17 protein-coding genes and 1 tRNA gene are annotated in these 24,774 nt (G+C 38.1%); 13 read left to right on the top strand and 5 right to left on the bottom strand.

The genetic code is table 11. The features are described 5' to 3' along the window. Positions 1 to 38: 38 nt before the first annotated feature. Together IPO46_01750 and IPO46_01745 are read right to left on the bottom strand one after the other, a co-directional pair. Positions 39 to 836: a hypothetical protein gene (locus tag IPO46_01750; GenBank protein ID QQS63361.1), complete on the bottom strand. Its 798-nt coding sequence runs from the start codon at positions 834 to 836 to the stop codon at positions 39 to 41. A gap of 221 nt (positions 837 to 1,057) precedes the next feature. After that, on the bottom strand, positions 1,058 to 2,101 hold the full coding sequence (locus IPO46_01745) for a beta-lactamase family protein (protein ID QQS63360.1): 1,044 nt from the start codon (positions 2,099 to 2,101) through the stop codon (positions 1,058 to 1,060). Positions 2,102 to 2,225: 124 nt separating this feature from the next. Between IPO46_01745 and clpB the strand changes: the two genes are divergently transcribed. From clpB to IPO46_01695, 10 genes are all read left to right on the top strand, one after another. Continuing rightward, the gene (clpB, locus tag IPO46_01740; GenBank protein QQS63359.1) at positions 2,226 to 4,844 is read left to right on the top strand and encodes an ATP-dependent chaperone ClpB; all 2,619 of its coding nucleotides are present in this window, start codon (positions 2,226 to 2,228) and stop codon (positions 4,842 to 4,844) included. Between the two features lie 188 nt (positions 4,845 to 5,032). After that, the gene (locus IPO46_01735) at positions 5,033 to 5,599 is read left to right on the top strand and encodes a thioredoxin domain-containing protein (protein ID QQS63358.1); all 567 of its coding nucleotides are present in this window, start codon (positions 5,033 to 5,035) and stop codon (positions 5,597 to 5,599) included. Between the two features lie 119 nt (positions 5,600 to 5,718). Continuing rightward, positions 5,719 to 5,802 (top strand) — tRNA-Leu (locus IPO46_01730). A 60-nt stretch (positions 5,803 to 5,862) separates the two neighbouring features. Beyond that, on the top strand, positions 5,863 to 6,525 hold the full coding sequence (locus tag IPO46_01725) for a peptidase M10 (GenBank protein QQS63357.1): 663 nt from the start codon (positions 5,863 to 5,865) through the stop codon (positions 6,523 to 6,525). Between the two features lie 62 nt (positions 6,526 to 6,587). Then, positions 6,588 to 7,478 carry an ABC transporter ATP-binding protein gene (locus IPO46_01720; GenBank protein ID QQS63356.1) on the top strand — a complete coding sequence of 297 codons (891 nt, stop codon included), beginning with the start codon at positions 6,588 to 6,590 and terminating at the stop codon, positions 7,476 to 7,478. A 4-nt stretch (positions 7,479 to 7,482) separates the two neighbouring features. Further along, positions 7,483 to 8,307, top strand: a complete 825-nt coding sequence (locus IPO46_01715; GenBank protein QQS63355.1) for an ABC transporter permease — start codon at positions 7,483 to 7,485, stop codon at positions 8,305 to 8,307. A gap of 84 nt (positions 8,308 to 8,391) precedes the next feature. After that, positions 8,392 to 9,912 carry a hypothetical protein gene (locus tag IPO46_01710; protein ID QQS63354.1) on the top strand — a complete coding sequence of 507 codons (1,521 nt, stop codon included), beginning with the start codon at positions 8,392 to 8,394 and terminating at the stop codon, positions 9,910 to 9,912. Positions 9,913 to 10,006: 94 nt separating this feature from the next. Beyond that, entirely contained in the window at positions 10,007 to 11,014 is a 1,008-nt protein-coding gene (locus IPO46_01705) for a hypothetical protein (protein ID QQS63353.1), read from the top strand. A 12-nt stretch (positions 11,015 to 11,026) separates the two neighbouring features. Beyond that, positions 11,027 to 11,692 (top strand): phosphoribosylformylglycinamidine synthase subunit PurQ, encoded by a 666-nt coding sequence (purQ, locus tag IPO46_01700; GenBank protein ID QQS63352.1) that lies wholly within the window; start codon positions 11,027 to 11,029, stop codon positions 11,690 to 11,692. Positions 11,693 to 11,758: 66 nt separating this feature from the next. After that, positions 11,759 to 12,220: a hypothetical protein gene (locus tag IPO46_01695; protein ID QQS63351.1), complete on the top strand. Its 462-nt coding sequence runs from the start codon at positions 11,759 to 11,761 to the stop codon at positions 12,218 to 12,220. 47 nt (positions 12,221 to 12,267) lie between these two features. On the opposite strand, the gene IPO46_01690 is transcribed toward IPO46_01695, so the two are convergent. The 3 genes from IPO46_01690 to IPO46_01680 all read right to left on the bottom strand — a co-directional run bounded on the left by IPO46_01690 (position 12,268) and on the right by IPO46_01680 (position 15,359). Next, positions 12,268 to 13,077, bottom strand: a complete 810-nt coding sequence (locus IPO46_01690; GenBank protein QQS63350.1) for a thymidylate synthase — start codon at positions 13,075 to 13,077, stop codon at positions 12,268 to 12,270. 147 nt (positions 13,078 to 13,224) lie between these two features. Next, positions 13,225 to 14,097, bottom strand: a complete 873-nt coding sequence (gene sucD / locus IPO46_01685; protein QQS63349.1) for a succinate--CoA ligase subunit alpha — start codon at positions 14,095 to 14,097, stop codon at positions 13,225 to 13,227. 68 nt (positions 14,098 to 14,165) lie between these two features. Further along, entirely contained in the window at positions 14,166 to 15,359 is a 1,194-nt protein-coding gene (locus tag IPO46_01680) for a pyridoxal phosphate-dependent aminotransferase (protein QQS63348.1), read from the bottom strand. A gap of 230 nt (positions 15,360 to 15,589) precedes the next feature. On the opposite strand from IPO46_01680, the gene IPO46_01675 reads away from it, so the two are divergent. The 3 genes from IPO46_01675 (at position 15,590) to IPO46_01665 (ending at position 24,744) form a co-directional block, all read left to right on the top strand. Continuing rightward, positions 15,590 to 17,401, top strand: coding sequence for a DUF4139 domain-containing protein (locus IPO46_01675; GenBank protein ID QQS63347.1), 1,812 nt, complete (start codon positions 15,590 to 15,592; stop codon positions 17,399 to 17,401). Between the two features lie 130 nt (positions 17,402 to 17,531). Next, on the top strand, positions 17,532 to 18,191 hold the full coding sequence (locus IPO46_01670; GenBank protein QQS63346.1) for an HAD family phosphatase: 660 nt from the start codon (positions 17,532 to 17,534) through the stop codon (positions 18,189 to 18,191). 184 nt (positions 18,192 to 18,375) lie between these two features. Further along, positions 18,376 to 24,744, top strand: a complete 6,369-nt coding sequence (locus tag IPO46_01665; GenBank protein QQS63345.1) for a hypothetical protein — start codon at positions 18,376 to 18,378, stop codon at positions 24,742 to 24,744. Positions 24,745 to 24,774: the final 30 nt, after the last annotated feature.

Below are 24,774 nucleotides of genomic sequence, written 5' to 3'. Positions count from 1 at the left end.
GGCAATGCAGGGCTCCCGGTGGTTTTATATATTTTTTTTTAAAAATGGATATCGTAACCTACAGTTGCAATTAATTCAAAATAACCAAAGCTGTGTTTTACCCTGTTGCCACTTGTTTGTGTGGTATTGGCCAGTGCGTTTACATATTTTACAAAACCGCTTTTGCCCGTAAACTCAATAAATAAGCGGCTGCTTGCATACAGCCTTGCACCGGCTTCTGCACTTATGTTGTACCCGGCCACATGAAATTTATTGTTTAGCCTGTCGCCCTTCCAGGTAAAATCGGTACGGGGAATATTGATGCCAGCACCGGCTTTCCAAAGCAGGGTTACCAATTGCCTTTTGCCAGAACGTGTTTTAAACAAAGTATTTTGCTGTACATAGTTTATATGTAGCAGGTTGCCTCCATCGGTATGTTCAAGGTGCAAAAAATTTTCAGCGGTTAAAATACTGTCGCCATCGGCAGTAACGCCATTTATTGTTCCGGTTACCCGTACTTTTTGGCCATCGGTTACCACATATTTAATATGGTCGAAATTTATTTCTATGGATTGGGTTCTTTTGCTGTTGGTATAAAAACCAATGCGATAATTATATTGTGGTACGGAAACCTGTGCCGGCTCTTTTATAATGGCATCATAGTCGGGTTTATCGTGGGCTTTTGCAGCATGTAAAATAAACCTGTCGCCATTTGCCATTTTAAAATGAATGCTGCTGTTGCTGTACCATTCTTTATTGTAACCCCATTGTAAATACATGCCATGAAAAATTTTTCTTTTATTTTGGGCAAGTGCCAAGGTTGGGAATAGTAAAAGTAGCGTTGTTAAGCGTTTCATAAACAGAGTTGGGTAGGTCAAAATTACGGTAAATAGTTAAAGATTTTGTATAAATCTGCTCTGCCTTGTTTAGTTGCATACAAAACAAAGACTGTTAATCCTATCCGTAAAACTTTAAGGAAGAATCGAAAAGAACAAAAGAGGCCGGGTAAATATATTATTGTCAACTTAAAATTATAAGTTACTATCCTCTTTTGGAAATAAACCCGACAGAAAAAAATCTATTTTCCCATTATTGCTTCATCTACTATTTCTTTTAATGCAGTATAACTTTTTATCCTGTCTTTTCTATTAAAGTTAAAAGTAAACAGTAAAGCTGCATATCCTTTTTCATTATCTACCCATGGGTAACTGCCAAATAATCCCGGGCTGCTTACCGATGGGTTTTCATTTGGGGAGGAAGCCATTATCCATTCGCCTAAGCCGTAACCCCATTTTAATGATCCGGCAGGTGAATCTTTTACAATTTTCCCTTCGGTATAATTTTGTTGCATTAGCTGCACAGAGTTGCTGCTCAACACCTGAACCCCCGAAAAATTTCCTTTATGCAATATCATCACCAAAAAATTCATATAGTCGTTTGCCGTACTTCTTGCGCCACCGGCAGGCAAAGCAATTTTTTTATTGCCCCAGTCGGTATTTTTCATGTTACATTTTTGGGCAATCCTTTCGGCAAATAAATTTTGAAAAGTATTACCCGTAATTTTTTCAATTACTGCTGCTGCAATTTGCAGACCTATGCTGCTGTAATGAAATAGGGTTCCATGTTCTGCTTCCATGGGCATTTGGGCAATAAAACCCATTACTTCACCTGTACTATTTGCCGATGCAAATTCTTTATTCCGGCTAAATCCACCTGCTGCTATTCCTGTAGTGTGGCTCAGGCATTCAGCTATGGTAATATTCCCTTTTCCGTTTTGCGTCATTACTGGTAAAAATTTTCCTATGCTATCCGTTAATTTTAATTTGCCTTCATCTATAAATGTCATTACTAATGCAGCGCTTAGCCATTTGCTGCAACTGGCAATCAGTATTTTTGAGTTGGCATCATGCTCTTTTCCCGTACGCAACGATTTTCTTAATCTTTTTCTTTTGCCTTTTTGAGCAGCGTTATTTTGATTAGATGCAGCATATTCATAAACAATTTTACCGTTATTATAAATTAGCATCACAGCATTGCCACCAAGATGTTGCAGGTTTTCATCTACCCAATTACCTACTTTAACAAATTTTTCCTGGCTAAAAGCCGGCTGATAATTTAGCATGAAACCTGCTATGAGTATGCAATAGAGACAGTTTGTAAAGGTTTTATACGACATAATTTCCTATATTTTGGCTTTGGATACCAATTTGTTGAATAAGTTTAAAAAAGCACCAATAAATTAAACGATGAATTTAAATAATTTTACCATAAAAGCTGCCGAAGCCATTCAACAGGCGCAGCAACTGGCATTTAACGCCCAAAACCCTTCTATTGAAACAGAGCATATTTTAAAAGCCCTGCTGGATATGGAAGAATCTCCAATTGAATATCTCTTAAAAAAGAACAACGTAACTGTAAACTTACTGGAAAATAAGTTAGATGAACTGTTGCTGAAACTACCCAAAATTGCTGGGGAGCCAGCACAGCAAATTGGGCGTGAAGCCAATACTGCAATGATGCGTGCTACAGCCGTATTGAGCAGTTTTGGAGATGAATTTGTAACAGCAGAGCATATTTTACTTGCCCTGGTTCAAGGAAACGATGCAGTAGCAAAAATTTTAAAAAATGCCGGGCTTACCGATAAGGGCCTTATTGCGGCAATTAAAGAATTGAGAAAAGGTGATAAAGTTTCTTCCCAAACCCAGGAAACACAATTTAATGCGTTAAATAAATATGCCAAAAACCTTAATGAACTGGCAAGGACAGGCAAGCTGGATCCGGTAATTGGCCGTGATGAAGAAATAAGAAGAACGCTGCATATCCTTAGCCGCAGGAGTAAAAATAACCCAATATTGGTTGGCGAGCCTGGCGTTGGTAAAACGGCCATAGCCGAAGGTATTGCCATGCGTATTGTAAATGGCGATGTACCGGAAAACTTAAAATCAAAAATTATTTATGCGCTGGATATGGGGCAACTGATTGCCGGTGCCAAATATAAAGGCGAGTTTGAAGAAAGGTTAAAAGGAGTTGTGAAAGAAGTGAGTGGCAGCGATGGGGAAATAATTTTGTTTATTGATGAAATACACACTTTGGTTGGTGCAGGTGGTGGCGATGGCGCAATGGATGCAGCCAATATTTTAAAACCGGCCCTGGCCCGTGGCGAGTTGCGTGCTGTAGGTGCAACTACACTTAACGAATACCAAAAGTTTTTTGAAAAAGATAAAGCGTTGGAACGCCGTTTTCAAAAAGTAATGATAAATGAGCCAAATGTGGATGATGCAATTTCAATATTGCGTGGATTAAAAGACCGCTACGAAACCTACCACCATGTACGCATAAAAGATGAAGCAATTATTGCAGCAGTTGAACTCTCTCACCGCTATATTACCGATAGGTTTTTGCCCGATAAAGCTATTGACCTTATAGACGAAAGCGCAGCAAAACTAAGGCTCGAAATGAATTCTATGCCCGAAGAACTGGATAAGCTGGAACGGCAGATACGCCAATTGGAAATTGAACGGGAAGCTATAAAAAGAGAAAATGACGAAGCCAAACTTAAAGAACTTAATACCGAAATTGCCAACCTTGCAGTAGAAAGAGATACCTATAAAAGCAAATGGAAAGAAGAAAAAGAAATTGTAGATAAAATACAAAATAGTAAGGCAAATATTGAATCATTAAAGCTGGAGGCCGAGCAGGCAGAACGTAACGGTGAGTATGGTAAGGTAGCAGAAATACGCTATGGCAAAGTAAAAGAACAGGAATCAGTTATTGATGCTTTGACAAAACAACTGGAAGAAACTTCAGAAAAAAGGCTGCTTAAAGAAGAAGTAGATGCAGAAGATATTGCCGAAAGCATTGCAAAAGCAACTGGCATACCTGTAAATAAAATGCTGCAAACCGAAAGAGAAAAATTGCTAAACCTTGAAGATGAATTGCACAAAAGGGTAGTAGGGCAGGAGGAAGCTATAGAAGCGGTAAGCAATGCCATACGCCGCAGCCGTGCCGGTTTGCAAGATGCAAAAAAACCAATTGGCTCTTTTATATTTTTGGGAACTACAGGTGTTGGTAAAACCGAACTGGCAAAAGCGCTTGCCGAATATTTATTTGACGATGAAAATATGATGACAAGGATTGACATGAGCGAATACCAGGAAAAACATTCTGTAAGCAGGCTGGTAGGTGCGCCTCCCGGCTATGTAGGTTACGATGAAGGCGGGCAGCTTACCGAAACAGTAAGGCGCAAACCCTATTCCGTAGTATTACTCGACGAAATTGAAAAAGCGCACCCCGATGTATTTAATGTTCTTTTACAGGTACTGGACGATGGCCGCCTTACCGATAATAAAGGCAGGGTGGTAAATTTTAAAAATACCATTATCATCATGACGAGTAATATGGGCAGCCATATAATACAGGAAAACTTTGAAAAACTGAATGAAAAAAACAAAGAAGAAGTGGTAGAAAGCACAAAAGCGGAGGTGATGGAACTGCTCAGGCAATCCTTAAGGCCCGAGTTGCTCAACCGAATAGATGAAATCATCATGTTTCAACCGTTGATGCGCAATGAAATTAAAGGAATTATTCTTATACAACTGGAAGCACTCAAAAATCTGGTTGCCAAAAATGGCATCAACCTGCAATTCAGTGATTATGCACTCGATTACCTTGCTGAATTTGGCTACGATCCGCAATTTGGAGCAAGGCCTTTAAAAAGGTTGATTCAAAAAGAAATAGTTAACCCTTTAAGTAAAAAGATTTTAGGTGGAGATATAGATAAAACAAGGCCCGTGTTGGTAGATGCTTTTGATGGAAATGTAGTTTTTAGAAATGAGCAGGTTCAGGCAAGTCCAATAAAAGGGTAAAAAATGTTAATTTCTATTAATATGTTGATATACAGTTAATTAATAGTAGAATTTGGGAATTTTTTTTAACTGGTTTTTAAAACGGGAAAAAAAACAGTATCTTCACCCATTAACAAGGCTTAAAGCATTGATAAATAGGAAAATAGACAGGTTGTCTGTAAATAATAAAACACGAAAAGTAGATCATTATGGCATTCAAGAAAGAGGTACTGGAAATTATTGAACCCCGGGATGTATTTGTTGGTAACCCAAAGGCAGCAGTTACACTGGAAGAATTTGGAGAATATGAAAGTGAAGCCTGTGCAAAGGCAAATGAAATTGTAAAAAAATTACTTCATGATTACGACGGAAAAATCCGGTTTAATTTCAGGCATTTTCCGCTTACGAAAGTGCACCAGCGTGCCTTAAAAGCCGGTGAAGCTGCAGTAGCAACTGCACAGGAAGGTAAGTTTTGGGAAATGCATAATATTTTATTTGCCAACAGGAAGAACTTAGGCACAACAAGCCTTAAATTACATTCAAAAGAAGCGGGTGTCAGCAGCAAACGTTTTTTAGACGATTTGGTAAATGCTACATTTGGGTGGCAGGTTCAGGGAGATTTAAAAGAAGGCATTGACCGTGGTGTTAAAGACGTTCCCACATTTTTTGTAAACGGCGAAAGGGTAAACAAACCCACTTATGATGAGCTCAAAAAAGCCATTGATTCCGCTTTAAGAAAAACAAAGAAAAAATCACCAGTTAAGCAAAGGGCTTAGTTTTCATTACCAAATAATTTTTTAACCACAGCTGTTCAGGTTGTGGTTTTTTATTTTTAAAAAAAATATCTTTCTGCAAGGCAGGTATTTTTTACCTTTGCATGGCTTTAAAAAAAGTTGCGGCGATGGCGAAATTGGTAGACGCACTACTTTGAGGTGGTAGCGCCCGAAAGGGTGTGGGAGTTCGAATCTCCTTTGCCGCACATAAAAAAAGCCTTCTTTTTAAAGAAGGTTTTTTTATTTTAATACAATTAATTTAAACTATGGGAGTTGCAGAATTACACTTAGACCAGCAATTGCTTACCATTTATGCCCGTTTATTTTTTTATGGCGATGCAGCTTTTCCTTTGTTGTGCGAAGATGTTGCCCGGGAAATCCAAAACACCTGGAATGAACCCCGGGCAAGCGTTATGATGCAACAGATGAGTTGTACGGTACAGTTTAAAATGGAAGCAATATATGCACCGGCGCTGCAACCAGAGGATGTGATGGCCAACACAAACCCCGAGAATAATTATTTTAGAATTGAAGAATACAGCGCAAATGATATTTCATTTGTAGATGGCTTAAATAGCAATACGGGTTATTTTAAGTTAGCCAACCTGCTGAATAATTCTACCACTGCTGCTCATGAATTTGGGCATACACTTGGGCTTGACCATCCTGAAATTTTAGATATACGGGGAAGCGGAGTGCCCGGCATTATGTATCCTCGGGGTTCTTTAGTAGATCCCCGGTTTCAATACGATCCCAATATTGCTGCTGGCCAAAAAGGCGGTACCATCAATCCATTTCACCGTAAAGTTCTGCAGCAGGATATAGATAACCTGCAGCTGCATAAACTTAATTTCTCAAAAAACGGTAAAGCTGTAGTAGGCGCTTTTACTTCAGTATGGCACCAAAAGCATTTGCCAGTTCATGATTAAATACTAATATTTTACTTCTGTAATAATTATTTAGCTAAATTGTAACCCACTATAAAAAAGAAATGACAATACTTTCCGTAAACAACCTCACCAAATATTATGGCAATATTTGTGCACTTTCCAACGTAAGTTTTTCTGTTCCCGAAGGATGTGTTTTTGGCATACTTGGCCCCAATGGTAGTGGAAAAACAACACTGCTCAGCATTGTTACTAGTATTTTAAAACCGAGTTCTGGCAATTATTCTTTATTTGATACGGAACCTACCGATGAACACCGGAGAAATATGGGTACACTATTGGAAACCCCCAATTTTTATCATTATTTATCTGCGGTTAAAAATTTAGCAATTGCCGCTGCAATAAAAGGTAACGGAGAAAATAATATTGATGGCGCCATTGAAACCGTTGGTCTGAGCCATCGGAAAAATTCTGCATTCAGCACTTATTCTCTGGGTATGAAACAGCGGCTTGCCATCGGCGCTGCCTTGCTTGCCAACCCCGATGTGCTGATTTTTGATGAACCTACAAATGGGCTCGACCCTGAAGGTATTGCCGACATCCGCTCGCTAATTAAAGAGCTTGCCAAAAAAGGCAAAACCATTATTATGGCCAGCCATCTTTTAGATGAAGTAGAAAAAGTTTGTACCCATGTTGCCATCCTAAAACAGGGAAAGCTCATTGCTTCAGGCAATGTAGATGAAATTTTTATTACCGATGATATTGTTATGGTAAATGCAGAAAACTTATCCCAGCTAAAAAATGCGGCAACAGGCTTACCCGGTTGCCAGGATGCAAAAGAAACAAACGAAGGACTGCAGTTATATTTTCAATCGGGTACCGTGCAGTTGGCGGCTATCAACAGTTATTTTTTTGATAAAGGCGTTACCCTTTCGCAGCTTCAGCTAAAAAGGAGCAGCCTCGAAAACAAATTTTTTCAACTTACCGGAAAATAAACCCATGAAGAAACTTTTATCTATTGAATGGCTGAAACTAAAAGATTATAACCCATTTAAGGTGTTGTCAGTTTTTTTTGTATTTGGCATTGTACTGGTAAATATTATTGTATACCAGGTAAATAAAAAAATTATTGAAGAATCATTGCCCAACGGTAAAATGTTTTCTTTTCACCCTTACGATTTTACCAATACCTGGCAAACCACCAGCTATGCTACGGGGTTTTTATTATTCCTACCGGCAATGCTGCTTATTATTTTAATTACCAACGAGTATGCATATAAAACAAGCCGCCAAAATATTATTGACGGCTGGAGCCGTAAAGAATTTATCTCTGTAAAATTGGCCCTTGCACTCATTTTTGCTTTTGTAACTACGGTAATAGTATTTTTAACTGCACTTAGCTTTGGTTTCATATCCGGCACCGGTTTTTCTACTCATAAAATATCGCATGTATTTTATTTTTTCCTTAAAGCCCTTTCCTATAATGTGCTGGCGGTATTTATTTCGGTTTGGGTACGTAAAACGGGTTTTGCCATTGGCTTGTATTTTATATATATGGGCGCAGAAAATATTATTTCCCAAATGCTTGATTTGTGGAGCATAAAATTAAAATCTGACAATGTGGGTGACTTTGGCCATTTGGGCGATTACCTGCCCATGAATGCTTCGGATGGATTGCTCGCTTTTCCGGATAACCCGGTAAAATCTATGTCTAAAATGATTATGCCGGCAGATAATACCCAACTGGTACTCATTTTAGCGATTGTTTATCTTTTGCTTTTTGTTTATCTCAGTATGAGAAAATTTGTTAAATCTGATTTATAAAACAACATTTTGTCTCATTACATTGTCTGTTTAGTCAATAGGAATAATTTTTGTACTTATATTTATTAAAATGGCCATTAAGCAATGAAAAGAATAATATTTTTTGTTTTTTCACTATTGTTTTCTTTGCAAATTTTTGCACAGGAAATTTTATATTCTCCTACCCACCGGGATGATGACGTAGATATTTATTTCGATATTTTGGGCAAAGTGGGAAACAATTTTATTTTTTACAAGGGTTTGGGTACAAGACATTTTTTGCAGGTAGTGGATAATAAAATGAAAGAGATAAGCAATGAAAGGCTAAAATTTTTAGACGACAGGTTGCTGAATATAGATTTTGTGCTGTATCCGGATTATTTCTATATGATTTATCAAAAGCAAAAGAACCGGGTTATTTATTGCAATGCTGCAAAATTTAATGACAAAGGGCAAATGCTGGGTAATGAATTTACCCTGGATACCACAAAAGTGGGCATGTTTGATAATAATAAAATTTACAGCACGGCCATAAGCGAAGACAAGAAAAAAATATTGATTTATAAAATGCGCTTTACAGGCGATGAATTAACGCTGGTTTCAAAAAGGCTCAATGAAAACCTTGCTACCACCGACAGCCTGCGTTATTTATTTCATTATAATAAATACCGGGATGTATACTCCGACCTGCAAATTGCGAATGATGGAAGTATTGTATTTTCCAAACAAGTTACCAGGGGCAACAGGGAAACCAGCAACAATGCCGAAATTTATACAATACCTGTAAATGCAGATAAATACCAGGTATTGCCGCTCTCGTTGGGCGATAAATATATAGATGAAGTGCGGATAAAGATTGATAATTTAAACAATAATTTCCTGGTAAACTCATTTTATTACATCAAAAAAAATGGGAATATTGAAGGTTTGTTTACGGCATTGCTCAATAAAAATGCAATGCTGGGAAAACAGGCATTCATAGCATTTCCCGATTCATTAAGGGCAAAAATTACCGAAGGAAAATACCGCTCGGCATTTGATGATATGTTTGTACGCAATACTTTTTTAAAGAAAGATGGCAGTTTTATCCTTGTTGCCGAAGATTATTCTTCGCAAACATCGGGCAGCAACTGGAACCGTTGGGATTATTTATATGGCAGCCCTTATTATAATTCCAATTATTACAATTATTATCCTGGCTATTATAATTACTACAGGCCATATAACAACTACAACCGAAACCAGGTTACACGTTACACTTACAATAATATAATGCTCATGTCCATTGACAGTAGTTTAAAACCAGTATGGACCAATATTGTACTCAAAAACCAAACCGACGATAACAACGAGAATTATCTTTCTTACGGCTATGTAAATGTGGGTAAGGAAATATATTTCCTGTTTTTAGAAAAAATCAGGAACCAGCAGGTGGTAAGCAACCAGGCATTAACTGCTGATGGAAGTATTACCCGATATGCTACGTTAAAGAGCCGGGAAAAGGGGTACCATTTTATGCCCAGGTTTACCAGGCAGGTGGGTTTATACGAAGTGATAATACCCGTTGTGTACCGGGGCTTAATTTGTTTTGCAAAAGTGGATTTCTCGAAAAATACGGTGCAATAAGCATTTTTCGCATTTATTTTACATCTTGCTTTAATTGTTGCATTTTTGCAAATGAGTCAATGGTTAAATACAAAATGTATAATTTTTTCCACTTGTGATAGGAACGTTTAAAGCCAATATTCCCTATAATAATTTTTTGTTGTTACTCTATGCAATAGTATTGCGCCTGCCTTCTTTTCTTTTTCCTGAAGTTATTTTACCTACCGATGAGGATGCAACATTATATAAATACCTGCTTACTTTATTAAAACCTGCAGGCAGCAGTTTCCCTTTGATTTATCCGCTCATATGTTTAGTGCTGCTTTATGCACAGGCTGTTTGGATCAATAAAATTATCAACTTACAAAAACTTTTTGCCCGCCCCAATTACCTCACCGGTATGGGCTACCTGCTTGTTACTGCTATGTTTACCGATTGGTACCGGCTTTCGGCGCCCATGCTGGTAAGTACTATTTTTATATGGGTTTGGTCCAAACTCATCAACCTACATGGAGAGAAGTCGCCCAAAACTACAATCTTTAATATTGGCTTTTTTACATCTGTTGCCGCTTTTATTTATACACCCGGCATTGCTTTTATTATTTTAATCATGGTTGGCCTTACCATTGCAAGGCCCTTTCAACTTACCGAATGGCTAATTGGTTTAATAGGATTAATTACCCCTTATTATTTTTTTGCATCCTGGCTTTATTTAACCTACCGATGGGGAACAATGAAGAATATTTTCTTTAGCCCGCACCTGCCCAAAATGGATGAACCACTATGGACCTTTGTAGGAATTATTGCTATTTTCTTTACGGTGGTATTGGGTATATTTTTTATTCAGCAAAATATGATGAGGCAAATTGTAAAAGCCAGGAAAAGCTGGCAATTGTTGTACCTATATTTTGCAGTGGCGGTATTGGTTCCGTTTATTAATACTGTTACCGGTTTCGATTTTTGGATTTTGGCGGCTGCACCGTCCTCTGTGTTTATAGCAGGCGCCTTTTATTACCCCGATAAAAAGTTATTTCCCCAAATTATTCACTGGTGTATGGTAGGAATTTGTATTGCAGCATTTGTAGCGTTGTTAAATGAAAAGGGTATTGTATTTTTGCCCTGAAATTTTTAAAAAATGAAATTTGGCGTGGTGATTTTTCCCGGCTCAAATTGCGACAGGGACATGATGGAAACCCTTTCTGTAAACCTGCAGCAGCAGGTTATACCACTTTGGCATAAGGATAAAGATTTAAGCGATTTTACCAGCAGTGATTGTATTGTGTTACCCGGGGGCTTTAGTTATGGTGATTATTTGCGCTGTGGAGCTATTGCCCGTTTTAGCCCAATGATGCAAAGTGTTAAAGATTTTGCAAACAGGGGCGGCAGGGTATTGGGCGTGTGTAACGGTTTCCAGATTTTGTGCGAAAGTGGTTTGTTGCCCGGTGTATTATTACGCAATGCCGGCCAAAAATTTATTTGTAAAAATGTGTTCATTAAAAATGATGCTCAAAATATCGTGTTGAAAATTCCGGTGGCACATGGTGAAGGGCGTTATTATGCTGATGATGATACCTTGTTAAAACTAAATAGTAATAACCAGGTAATATACCGTTACTGTAATGAAAATGGAGCAATAACCGAAAGCGCCAACCCCAATGGTGCTTTTAATAATATTGCAGGAATTTGCAATGCGTCCCGTAATGTTTTTGGTATGATGCCCCACCCGGAAAGGGCAAGTAGCCCACTTTTGGGTAATGAAGATGGAAAACAGGTTTTTCAAATGCTTTTTAACTTGTCTTAAGAACAATTTAACAGCCTTCTTCAGCCATAAAATTTAAATTTGCAACATTCAATTTATCAAAGAACCATGAAAAAAATATTACTATCGCTGGCAATAGCAACAGGATTTATTAGTGTTGCTTTTTCTCAAATTGAAAACCCGGTAACCTGGTCGTACAACGCCAAAAAAGTGGCCGATAAGGTTTACGATTTGCAAATTACCGCAACACTTTCTCCCGGCTGGCACCTTTACTCTCAAAATGCCGGGGAAGCGCTATCTGACCCTACCAGTTTTGTATTTGCCAATAACCCGCTTTTTAAACTGGAGAATAAGGTAAAAGAAACTGGTAAACTTATTGCAGAATACGACCCTACTATGAAAGGCGTATTGAAATTCTACAAAAATAATGTAACTTTTACCCAAAGGGTGAAAATGAAAACTACTGCACCTACAGTAGCAAAAGGAACGGTAACTTATATTGTTTGTAACGACAGGAAATGTTTGCCGCCAAAAGATGTTGCCTTTTCCATAAAACTGGGAGGAAAATAAAAAACCGAACCTGCTTTTTGCAGGTTTTTTAATGTTTTTTTTAAAATCTAAACAGCAACACTTGCCTTTATTGCAGGGTGAGCGGTATAATCCTGTAATTCAAAATCCTCAAACTTAAAATCAAAAATATCTTTTACTAAGGGATTTATTTTCATTGAGGGAAGAGGGAAGGGCTTTCTGGAAAGTTGCAATGTAGCCTGTTCAAAATGGTTGTTGTATAAATGTGCATCACCAAAACTGTGTATAAATTCACCTGGCTCCATTTCACAAACCTGGGCAATCATTAAAGTAAGCAAAGCATAAGAAGCTATATTAAAAGGAACCCCAAGGAATACATCTGCGCTGCGCTGGTAAAGCTGGCAACTCAATTTTCTTTTTCCATTTTTTTGTAAAGTTGTATAAAATTGAAACAGGCAATGGCAGGGCATTAAGTGCATTTTGGGAAGGTCGGCAACATTCCAGGCGCTTATAATAAGCCTTCTGCTGTCAGGGTTTGTTTTAAGTTGTTGTATCAACTCTTGTACCTGGTCGGTAACTTTTCCATTGGCACCTTCCCAACTGCGCCATTGCTTTCCGTAAACCGGGCCAAGGTTTCCATTTTCATCTGCCCACTCATCCCATATACGTACATTATTTTCTTTAAGCCAACCGGTATTGGTATCACCTTTTAAAAACCAAAGCAGTTCGTAAATAATACTTTTAAGGTGTGTTTTTTTTGTAGTAACCAAGGGAAAGCCTACATTTAAATCAAAGCGCATTTGATAGCCAAAAATACTACGAGTTCCAGTTCCAGTACGGTCTTCTTTATCGGTCCCGTGTTTTAAAATATGGTCAAGTAAAGAAAGATATTGTTGCATAGGCGCAAGTTAATTGCTTTTAAAAGCCATTGTGTAAAATATTATAAACACTGTGTATAAAGATTTTTGCCGTAACAATATTTCATTAGTAATAAAAAAATCCGGCTGAACATCAACCGGACAAATATTAAAAATGTAAAAAATGTTTTAGCGAATTACTTCAGCCATTGTTTTGCCAATGTCTGCAGGGCTGGCTGCAACATGGATACCACATTCGGCCATAATTTTCATTTTTGCTGCTGCGGTATCATCTGCTCCGCCTACAATAGCGCCTGCATGGCCCATCCTGCGGCCCGGAGGTGCGGTTTGCCCTGCAATAAAACCTACAACCGGTTTTTTATTTCCCGTACTTTTAATATAATGTGCCGCTTCGGCTTCCATTCCGCCGCCAATTTCTCCAATCATTACTATGGCATCTGTTTCAGGATCGTTCATAAATAATTCTACAGCTTGCTGTGTAGTGGTTCCAATTATAGGGTCGCCTCCAATACCAATTGCAGTTGAAATACCTAAGCCTACCTTAGCCACCTGATCTGCCGCTTCGTAAGTAAGCGTTCCGCTTTTAGAAACAATTCCTATTTTACCTTTTTTAAAAATAAAACCTGGCATAATGCCCACTTTACATTCATCGGCTGTAATTATTCCGGGGCAGTTTGGCCCAATAAGCCTTGTATTGCTGTTTTGTAAATAATTTTTCACCTTCACCATATCTTGTACAGGAATGCCTTCGGTAATACAAACCACCAATGCAATGCCGGCTTCGGCTGCTTCCAGTATTGCATCTGCTGCAAAGGCTGGTGGTACAAAAATGATGCTTACATCTGCGCCGGTACTTTTTACGGCATCGGTAACGGTATTGAACACAGGTTTATCTAAATGAGTTGTGCCACCTTTGCCAGGTGTAACACCACCCACTACATTTGTACCATACTCAAGCATTTGCGTAGCATGAAATGTGCCTTCGGTGCCGGTAAACCCCTGAACAATTATTTTACTGTTTTTATTTACTAAAACTGCCATATGAACCTTTCTGTTTTTTTAAAATTTGCGCAAAGATAAGATAATGCTTATTAATAGAATTGGTACCGCTACTTACGGCCGGGATAGGATTTTAATGCTTGCTCCAGACAATCCATAGCCAGGTTAATGGCTTCAACATTTAATACATAAGCAAGCCGCACTTCGTTTTTGCCTAAACCTTCAGTGCTGTAAAAGCCGGTGGCGGGCGCCAGCATTACTGTAGCGCCGTTGTGGCTAAAACTTTCCAAAAGCCATTGGCAAAATAAATCGCAATCATCTATGGGCAGCCTTGCCATAGCATAAAAAGCACCGCCGGGCCTGGGGCAAAACACAGCATCCATAGCACTTAACCTGCTTACAATTACCTCTCTCCTGCGTAAGTATTCTGCTTTGGTACTTTCAAAATAATTATCGGGCAGGTCAACTGCTGCTTCGCCCAAAATTTGAGCAAATGAAGGAGGGCTCAACCTTGCCTGTGCAAATTTCATGGCCGCATTTAAAACTTCTTTGTTTTTTGTAATTAATGCCCCTATTCTTCCGCCGCAGGCGCTGTATCTTTTACTTATGGTATCCATTAAAATTACATGCTGCTCTGCACCTTTTAAATGCATGGCGCTGGTATGTGTGCCTTCGTAACAAAATTCCCGGTAAGCCTCGTCGGCAAATAAATACAGGTCGTATTTAATTACAATTTCTTTGAGCGTTTCCATTTCGGCAGCGCTGTACAAATAACCGGTAGGGTTATTGGGATTGCATACTACAATGGCCTTGGTTTTTGGCGTAATGGCCTTTTCAAATTCCTCAATGGGCGGCAAGGCAAACCCATTTTCAATACTGCTTTTTATAGGTACTACTTTTACATCGGCCTGTATGGCAAAGCCGTTATAATTGGCATAAAAAGGCTCGGGAATAATTATTTCGTCACCGGCATCCAGGCAGGCCATACATCCAAAAAGTATGGCTTCACTACCGCCAGTGGTAATAATAATATCGTTATGCGTTACCTCAATATTATTTTTTGCATAATAAGAAACCAGTTTTTTACGGTAGCTTTCGTTGCCGGCGCTATGGCTGTATTCCAAAACGGTAAATTGGCTGTTTTTTACAGCATCCAGGCAAGCTTTTGGGGTTTCAATATCGGGCTGGCCAATGTTTAAATGATAAACATGGATACCTTTTTTCTTTGCCGCTTCTGCAAAAGGCACAAGCTTGCGAATGGGTGATGCAGGCATTTCATGCCCACGCTGGCTTATTTCTAACATGCAGCAAATTTAGGCTTTTCCTTTTCTCAACAGTTTTTTTAGGCTTAACTATTACAATGAAATTAGTAATACGGGATTTATTGCATTTTCGGATAGCCTGTTCCTTATTGCCTGAATGCTTAAATAAAAATTCCTGAATTTATGTAATAGCTGTAATTATATCATCCATTCAACAATGAATACGAAACCAGGGAGACTTGCTTCCTTTTTTTAATTGTTAAAATTATATTATGAAAAAATTATTTCTGCTTTTTACTTTTATTGTACTTGTGGATTTATCATTTGCCGGGCCACTGGAAGGGCCAGTTACCAGCAATGCGGTGTTAAATAATGTAACAGTATTTCGCAGTGGAGCCGAATTGAACCATTCGGCAAATGCCAGCTTAAAAACCGGCAGTAATGAGTTGCTTATAGAAGGCTTGAGCAGTTATTTAAACGTAAATAGCATACAGGTAAACTGCCCTTCGGCAGTAACTATTTTGGGCGTGGAATTCAGCAATAATTATTTGGGGGAAGAAGCAATGAGCCCGGTAGTAAAAAAATTAAAAGATTCTGCAGAATCTATTTCAAAAGAAATTGCCCGCAATAATGTGTTCATTTTAACCACAAACGATTTATTGGGCATTTTAAGCAACAATAAAGAAATAAAAGGTGCCAATGTCAATCTTTCGGTGGCAGAACTTGATAGGCTGGTAAAATTTTATGAAGTCAAATCTGTAGAATTACAAAATAAACTATTGCTGTATAATGAGAAGAAAATAAAACTACAACTTAATCTTAATAAGATAAATTCGCAAATACAGGAAGAGCAAAAGAAAAATACTAAATCGGGTGGCAGGCTTATTTTACAGCTATTTGCAGCTATGCCGGGCAATTTTGGTTTTAAAATATCTTACGTTACACAAAATGCTTATTGGGTTCCTTATTACGATATTAAGGCCGAGAATATTAAAAGCCCGCTAAAATTTATTTATAAAGCTAAAATTTCTCAAACCACCGGTATTGACTGGGAAAAAGTAAAAATGTCTATATCCACAGCTGCTCCTTCTGCTTTTGGTAATGCGCCTGTTTTAAATACCTGGTTCCTGGGTTTTATAGATCCTATTCATACCATGAACATGAATTTAAAAAAGCAAAATTCCATTCAAAGTTTTTATGCAGATGATACAAAAAGCCTGAGCGAAGTGGTGGTAACCAGTGCAGTAAAAGTTAGGGGCGTTTCATCAGTTTCTGGTTCGAGCGAACCGCTGTATATTGTAAACGGGAGCTTTGTAAGCAAAGAAGATTTTTCAAAAATTTCACCACAGGCTATAAAAAGTACAGAAGTGTTAAAGAGAGAAAATGCTACTGCCATTTACGGTTCTGTGGCTACAAATGGTGCAGTGGTAGTTACATTAAAAGAAGGGCTTGAAGATTTTATCACTGTTTCAGAATCGGAACTGGATTTAAGCTACGATATTGATATACCCTTTGATGTGCCTACAAATGGTAAAGAACAAATTGCCAGCCTTAAAGAAATGGAAGTACCGGCATCTTATAAATATTATGCTGTGCCAAAGCTCTCAAGAGATGCATTTCTATTGGCAGAGGTTGCCAACTGGCAAACTTTAAACCTGCTGCCAGGCGAAGCAAATATTATTTTTGAAGGAACCTATATTGGCAAATCTTTTATTGACCCCTCGAGCACAAGCGATACGCTAAACCTCACACTGGGAGTAGATAAACGTGTGGTTATAAAAAAAGAAAAACTGGTTGACTTTAGCAGTGTTAAATTTATTGGCACCAATAAAGTACAAACAATGTTGTATGAAATTTCGGTGAAGAACAACAAAAAAGAAACCATACAACTCATATTGAAAGATCAGTTTCCCATTAGTACCAATAAAGATATTGAAGTGCAGCAAACTGAAAGCAGTGGGGGAGATATCAACAAAGAAACTGCTGTGGTTACCTGGAAATTATCCATTGCTTCAGGCCAAAGTGAAAAGAAAAGAATTGGGTACAGTGTTAAATTCCCCAAAGGCAAAAGGGTAAACCTTTAAATAAAATCTTTAGTTTATGTAAAAGCAACCGGTTTTAAACGGTTGCTTTTTTTATGGAGCTCAATGGTAAAAAAAGTTGATCAATCACTTGCCGCTATTTGCCGATATTTGTAACCTTAAACAAAAAATTATGGAAGAAAAGGCTTTTATTTTTGATATGAACGGCACCATGATTAACGATATGATTTACCATGAGGAAGCCTGGCATAAAATACTTACCGAAAAACTTGGGGCAAGAATTTCCCGTGCACAAACAAGGGAGCAGATGTATGGTAAAAATGAAGAGTTACTCATAAGGGTTTTTGGAAAAAATAAATTTACCCTTGCAGAAATGCAGGCTTTGTCCATGGAAAAAGAACAAATATACCAGGCCAATTATTTTCCGCACCTTAAATTAATCAAAGGGCTCGGCAATTTTTTTGATCAGGCTTTTATCAAAAAATTCCCAATGGCTATTGGCACTGCGGCAATACCTTTTAATGTAAATTTTGTTTTGGATAACCTAAAACTTCGTAAATATTTTAAGGCCATTGTTACTGCAAATGATGTAGCCGTAAGTAAGCCCAACCCAGATGTGTTTTTGAAATGTGCAGAATTGTTGAAAATAAAAAATGAAAATTGTATCGTTTTTGAAGACTCACCAAAGGGGGTAGAAGCAGCAAATAATGCAGGTATGAAATCTGTTGCAATTACCACCTATCACTGCAAAGAAGAATTTGAACATTTTGAAAATGTATTGTTTTGTATAGACGATTATAACAACAGTAATTTGCAGGGCTTGTTAATATAATGATTTAAATCATAATTATTGCATTTAATTAATATGTAACAAATTGATTTGTACAAAAAAAAATCTACTTTTAAATATCATTTTTTTTTCGTATTATTGAGGTTTACTACCTGTGATAAACGTATATCCCGACCTTAGTTTTATTATTTTTCAAAATGAAAAATTCAGCTTTTTAAACTGATTAATGAGGATACGTTTATTCATTACTATAATATTTTGTGCTTCATTGCGTATGGGTTTTTCGCAGGTGGCAACTTCCTATCAATTTATTGATACCTTACTTTCTTATAATCCTCTTATTGCAGTACCCGGCACAACTCCTGCTGCAATTTTTGATACCGGGTGGGATGATAAAAATACCATGGTATTAACCCTGCCTTTTCCTTTTTTTTATAATGGTACTACTTATCCTACAGGTACAATAGTAGGCCTGGATACCGATGGATGGATAACTTTTGCACCGGCATTTATGACGGGTGTGGGTGTAGGCGGTTCCTGGGTTTCGGCAGTAAACTCATCGGGCGCATATTTATATGGCAGTGGTAATAACAATGGCTTTGCAGGTTTTGATATTGATATTAAATTTCAAAAATATGCTCCGGTAATAGGCAATTTAACCAATGCAAGCAGGTATGTAACCGGAATTACAGGAACCGAATGGGATAGTTTAAAAATAGGTACAAGGCTTGTAGGTAACGGCATTCCAAATGGTACGGTAATACGATCCATAAGTGTTGCAACCAATACATTTGAAATGAGTACGGCAGCAACGGCAACTATTGCTAATGCCAGCATTATACCTTGTACAGGGTTATATAGTGGTGTAAGAGGTTCTGCACCCAACCGGGAATTTGTAATACAATGGGTAAGCGCCAAAAAATATAAGTATGCTACATTCCCCGATTCGGAAGAAGATATTAATTTTCAAATGATATTAACAGAAAGTAACGGGGATATTTCACAACAAAGTCTTATTGTTTCGTATGGAAGGATGTATACTTCTTCTACCTTAAATAATGTGTTTGCACAAGTAGGCTTAAGAGGAGCAAATAATACCGATTTTAATGCCCGAAAATCTACTGCATCAACTGTGCCACCCGATAATTGGGATATTACAGTGCCGGCTACGGGTAATCATGACGGGGTACATTATAAGCGAAATTTAATACCACAGGTTGGTTTGCAATTTATTTGGAAACCAAAATGTATTACACTGGCATCTCCTAGTGTTATCAATGGTCCATCGCCGGCTTGCCGGGGAACGTCACAGGTATATTCTATTGATAGTATCCCGGGGGCTTCTTTTTATCAATGGAGCTATAGCGGTACAAATGTTACTTATAGTGCAGTAACAACTACCTATTCAAATACCTTAACATTTGCAGTTAATGCAACAGGAGGGATATTAACGGTAAGGCCAGGCAATGCCTGCGGCTTAGGTATTATAAGAACAAAAACTATTACTGTTCCTGCATTGATTCCTCCAAGTATCGGCTACCCTGGCACCTCAATTTATTGCAAAAGCGATGTACCCAAAAATCCTGTAATAATGAGCCCCGGCGGAGGAACATTTTCTTCATTTCCCCCTGGGTTAAACATTAACTTCACTACAGGCCGTGTAACGCCAGCAACAAGTTTGGAAGGTGTTTATAGCGTGGTGTATGCTGTTGCCACAGGCGGTTGCGAAGCACAGGATACTACTACAGTTACTATAAAAGATATTGTTTATGCAAGGGCTTATGGAACTCCGGCAAGTTCCTGTAACGCTGCCAATGTACAGTTAAATGCTTTTACCAATGCGGTATATGATGTAATGCAAACAACTTATGCATTGAATTCGCCGGTTGCATCACCACCTGCTGTAAATGTATGGAGCACACAAACAGACGATGCCTTAAGCGGCCCCATAACTATTCCTTTTGCATTTACTTTTTATGGGCAATCTTATAGCCAGTTTTACATTAGCAGCAATGGTTATATTCAGTTTGGTGCTACACCCTTTTCATCTAATACGCCACAATTAATACCGGATGCATCTGCTGCTAATAATATTATTGCGCTTGCCTGGGCAAATCTTGTTGTAGATCCATTTACTAATTCTGTAAGCAGGGTACGATATTTTGAGTTGGGTACTTCTCCAAACCGCAGAATGGTAATTGAATTTAATAACCTCAGGTTTTTGGGCGGAGATGGTTCGCAAAATGTAACCGGCCAAATAAAATTATTTGAATTTGACAGGCATATTGAAATACATATAAAATCAATTAATGATAATGGATTGGGAGTTTTGAAAACTATGGGTATTGAAAATAGTAATGGATCTGTTGCCAATGCTGTTCCCAACAGAAATATTGGTACATGGAATGAGTTTACTCCTGTGGCATGGTCTTTTGTTCCATCAACGGTTACTTATGCCTGGAGCCCTTCTTTCAATTTAAACAGCCCGGTTATTGCCAACCCGGTTGTAAGTGGTCTTTCTGCTTCTACCAACTATGCTGTTTTAATTACGGATGTTAGTACAGGATGTACTGGTACGGCATCTGTACCTGTAAGTGTTCTTACTGCTGCATCACCTACTACTACTGGCAATTCCCGTTGTGGCCCCGGTACAGTAGTGTTAACGGCAAATGGCGGTGCATTGCCTGTTACATGGTACGATGCTGCAGTAAATGGCAATGTGCTGGGTATGGGCGGAAGCTTTACCACTCCTGCAATTCCAGTAACTACAAATTTTTATGCTACTACAGAAAATTTAGTTACAGGTAAAGTTGAACTGGGTAATGGTTCGTTAATAGCTACTTCTTACGAAGGTGTTTTTCACCATGCAAGGGGTGGTGTGCAACTACAATATTTAATTAGGGCTTCTGAATTAAGGACAGCCGGGTTAAGAGCAGGATCAATTAGTAATGTTGCTATTAAAATACCTATTTTAGATACACAGGTTTATAACGGTTTTACAATTGCTATTGCATCTACTGCATTAAGCAATATGGATAGTGGCCTTTACAAGGGAATCTTTACTACAATTTATAACCCGGTTAATTATACACCTGCACAGGGCCTCAATACATTTACTTTTTCCGTACCTTATAACTGGAATGGCAACAGTAATTTTATTTTAAAAATTTGCTGGAGCAATAATAATGCAGGTGGCATAGGAAATTATGCCGTTGCAGACCCTACCGATTATGCATCGGGAGCATATAGGTTTACAGATAGCGTATTAACAGCTGTGGTATGTGCAGATACACTTACCTCGGGTTTATTATTTAAGCGGCCACAATTTACTTTTGGCGGTAGAATAATTGGTTGCCGTTCCAATGCCGCCGCTGTACAGGCTTTAATTAACCCTAGGCCCGATACATTTTCTATTGATCCGCCAGACAGCATTTATGTTTGCGGTACTCCTAGGGAATTAAAAATTATCGGTGGTAAATACGTTACTGGTGCCAAGCAGGTTTTATTGAGTGAAAATTTTGAAACTTTTCCATCACCGTTATTTGCTATTTCGGGTGGTTCTGTTTCTGCAACTTCAAGTAATTATGCAATTCCGGGTTCTACAAGATCGGTAAGAGTTGGTTACCTCGGTAATTCGCCCACTCAATTAACTTCAACAACGAATAGTTACCAGCTTAGCTCTAACCTGAATTTAAGCGCATACGGCTCTGCACAATTAAGTTTTTCGCATATTTGTGCTCTTGAAGATAGCAATGCAGCTTTTGATGCAGGATTTATTCAATATTCTTCCGATGGCGGAACTACGTGGCAAACCTTACCTGCAACCGGATATAAAGGAGAAGGTAAACTGATGAATTTTGTAAATGGCTTCCCTGCAAATGGCGTGGTATTTTCAACAAAAAGTTATTCCGATTGGAAGAATCAATTTACATCTGTAGTTTCAACACCTGGCATTGGCCCAATTGTTCCTTTATGGAAAAATGAATTAATAGACATTCCATTTAATGCTTTAACCAACCAGTTTCGCCTTAGGTTTATTATTACCTGCGATGTTTCAAATGCCTACTATGGCTGGCTTATAGACGATTTAAAAATTACTGGTTACAATGCCACACAAGCACCAACAGTATGGTCGCCAACAACAGGATTGTTTAATGATGCAGCCGGTACTATTAATTATACCGGAACAAATTCCACTTCGGTTTATACTCTTCCATTAGTTAATACCTCTTACATAGCTACAGGAACGGGTCCAACAGGTTGTACCATTAAAGATACTGTAGTGGTACAACCCAAGCCTTTTAATTCCTGGCTGGGTTTTAATATTGATTGGAATGACCCAATAAACTGGTGTCCGGCCCTACCTACATCTATTTCTGATATTGTAATTCCTAATGGGGTTACTTACTATCCTTATATTTATGACAGCCTTCCGGTAGCAAGAAATATAATTATTGAAAGCAATGCTTTTATTACCATTGATACTTTAGCAAGGTTAAGGGTTTATGGAAGTTTACAAAATTCAGGTACATTAAACAATAGGGGAAATCTAACCCTTTGCAGTATTGGAATGACGCAAACCTACCCAGGCCCTGCTTCTACAATACCTTTTATGGATATTTTAGAAATTGCCACTACGGGAACAGGAAAGGTTTTACTCGATAAAAATACCTATGTAAATACTGAATTAAAACCCACATCGGGCCACATGGATTTAGGTAATTTTAATTTTACTATTTCATCTACTGATACTTTAACGGCAAGAGTTTCAAAATTAGCAAGTGCAACTTCTGGTTTTGATTATAGCGGTACCGGAAGGTTTTTTGTAGAACGTTATATTAAGCAAGGCCGTAAATGGAGGTTGCTGGCAGCCCCGGTAACGCCGGAGCTTTCTGTAAACCATTCCTGGCAGGAAGGCGCAACCAGCCAGGCTCAAAATCCTGTACCGGGTTATGGTATTCAAATTAATGGGCATCTGTCGCCTTTGTCGCCTTATTTTGATGCGTTTTCACCTGGCGGGCCAAGTGTAAAGGTTTGGAACACAATTACCCAATCATATCGTGGAATAGACAGTACTACTATACCTGTAGCCAATGATAGCGGATATATGGTATTTGTGAGAGGAGACCGCCTTAGCCTTTCCTCTAATGCGCTTGTAAGTAACACTACATTACGTACAAAAGGAAAATTAATAACCGGCAATAAAACATTAAACTTTACGGGAATGCTGGCTGGCCAGTTTATTTGCGCTGCCAATCCTTATGCATCTGCAATTGAACTGCGTTCCATTACCAGAACCAATGTTTCACCCATGTTTTATGTTTGGGATCCTTTCTTAAGTAACCCTGTAAATGGCGGTCAGTACGGCCTTGGCGCTTTTCAGCTATTAACTTTTAATAGTGGAACGGGGGATTACGAAATTTTCCCGGGTACCGGAAGCTATGGAGCAGCAAATTCTGTATGTAACAATTTAGAATCGGGTTCTGCATTTTTTGTAAAGGCTGAGAATAATGGTAATAGTACCCTTTTATTTACCGAAAATGGTAAAGCAGCCGGAAGCAATGCTGTTTTCCGTATGGGTGGAAACAACATGCAGCGCTTTATGATGTTGCTGGAGAAAAAACATACCGACAGCAGCTATTTTACCCTTGATGGTTCTATGTTGCATTTTGGTGAATTATACAGTAATAATGTAGATGCTGAAGATGCCAATAAATTGAGAAACACAGGTGAAAATATTTCAATTGCAAAAGGCAATATTGAACTCATGCTGGAACGTCATGCATTAGTTAATTCCGAAGACACTATTTTTCTTAATATTAGAAATATGAAAGTGGCCAAGTACAGGATAAAATTTATTACAGAAGACTTACAACTTTATGGTCTTTCGGCTTATTTAATAGATAATTTCCTCAACACTTCCACGCTGTTAAGTACACAGGGCGAAGATTTATATGATTTTAGTATAACCAATAATGAAAGTGCAGCAGTAAACAGGTTTATGATTGTATTTAAACAGCAAATTGCCTTGCCCGTTACTTTTATTAATGTAGATGCGGTGCGAACAAATGAAAAAACTGTATTGGTTCATTGGGATGTGGCCAACCAGCAAAATATAGTACGGTATGAAGTTTTAAGGAGCCTCGACGGAGAAAATTTTACCGAAAAGGGAATGATAAATAATATTCAAAACAGCCAGGTAAATTATTTGCGTTTTCAGCGTGCAGATAATAATGCTCCGGCACAAACGCTTTATTACAGGATTAAAGCAATAGAAACATCCGGAAGAACCATTTTAAGCAATATTGTAAAACTGGCAGAAGTAAAACAGAAATCTTCTATTGCGGTAATACCAAACCCGGTAACCGGAAAATTGCTTAAAGTATATTTTAAAAACCAGCCAAAAGGGAACTATTCTTTAAAATTACTGGCATCAAATGGGCAAGAAGTTATTGCCGGAAAGATTTTTACTATAACAAGTAATAATGAAGTACATAAAATTAAATTACCGGCAAATACGGCATTTGGCGCATACAAACTCATCGTTAACCATCCGCATCAGGGCACTATCACATTAGATTTGATAGTGGAATAATTTTTCTTTTATTAAGATAGAAGAGGAGAG

The sequence above is a fragment of the Chitinophagaceae bacterium genome (genome assembly GCA_016699815.1).
GTDB lineage: Bacteria > Bacteroidota > Bacteroidia > Chitinophagales > Chitinophagaceae > Ferruginibacter.
Note: the sequence above shows the minus strand (reverse complement) of the source record. Positions and strands in the feature narration are given on the sequence as shown.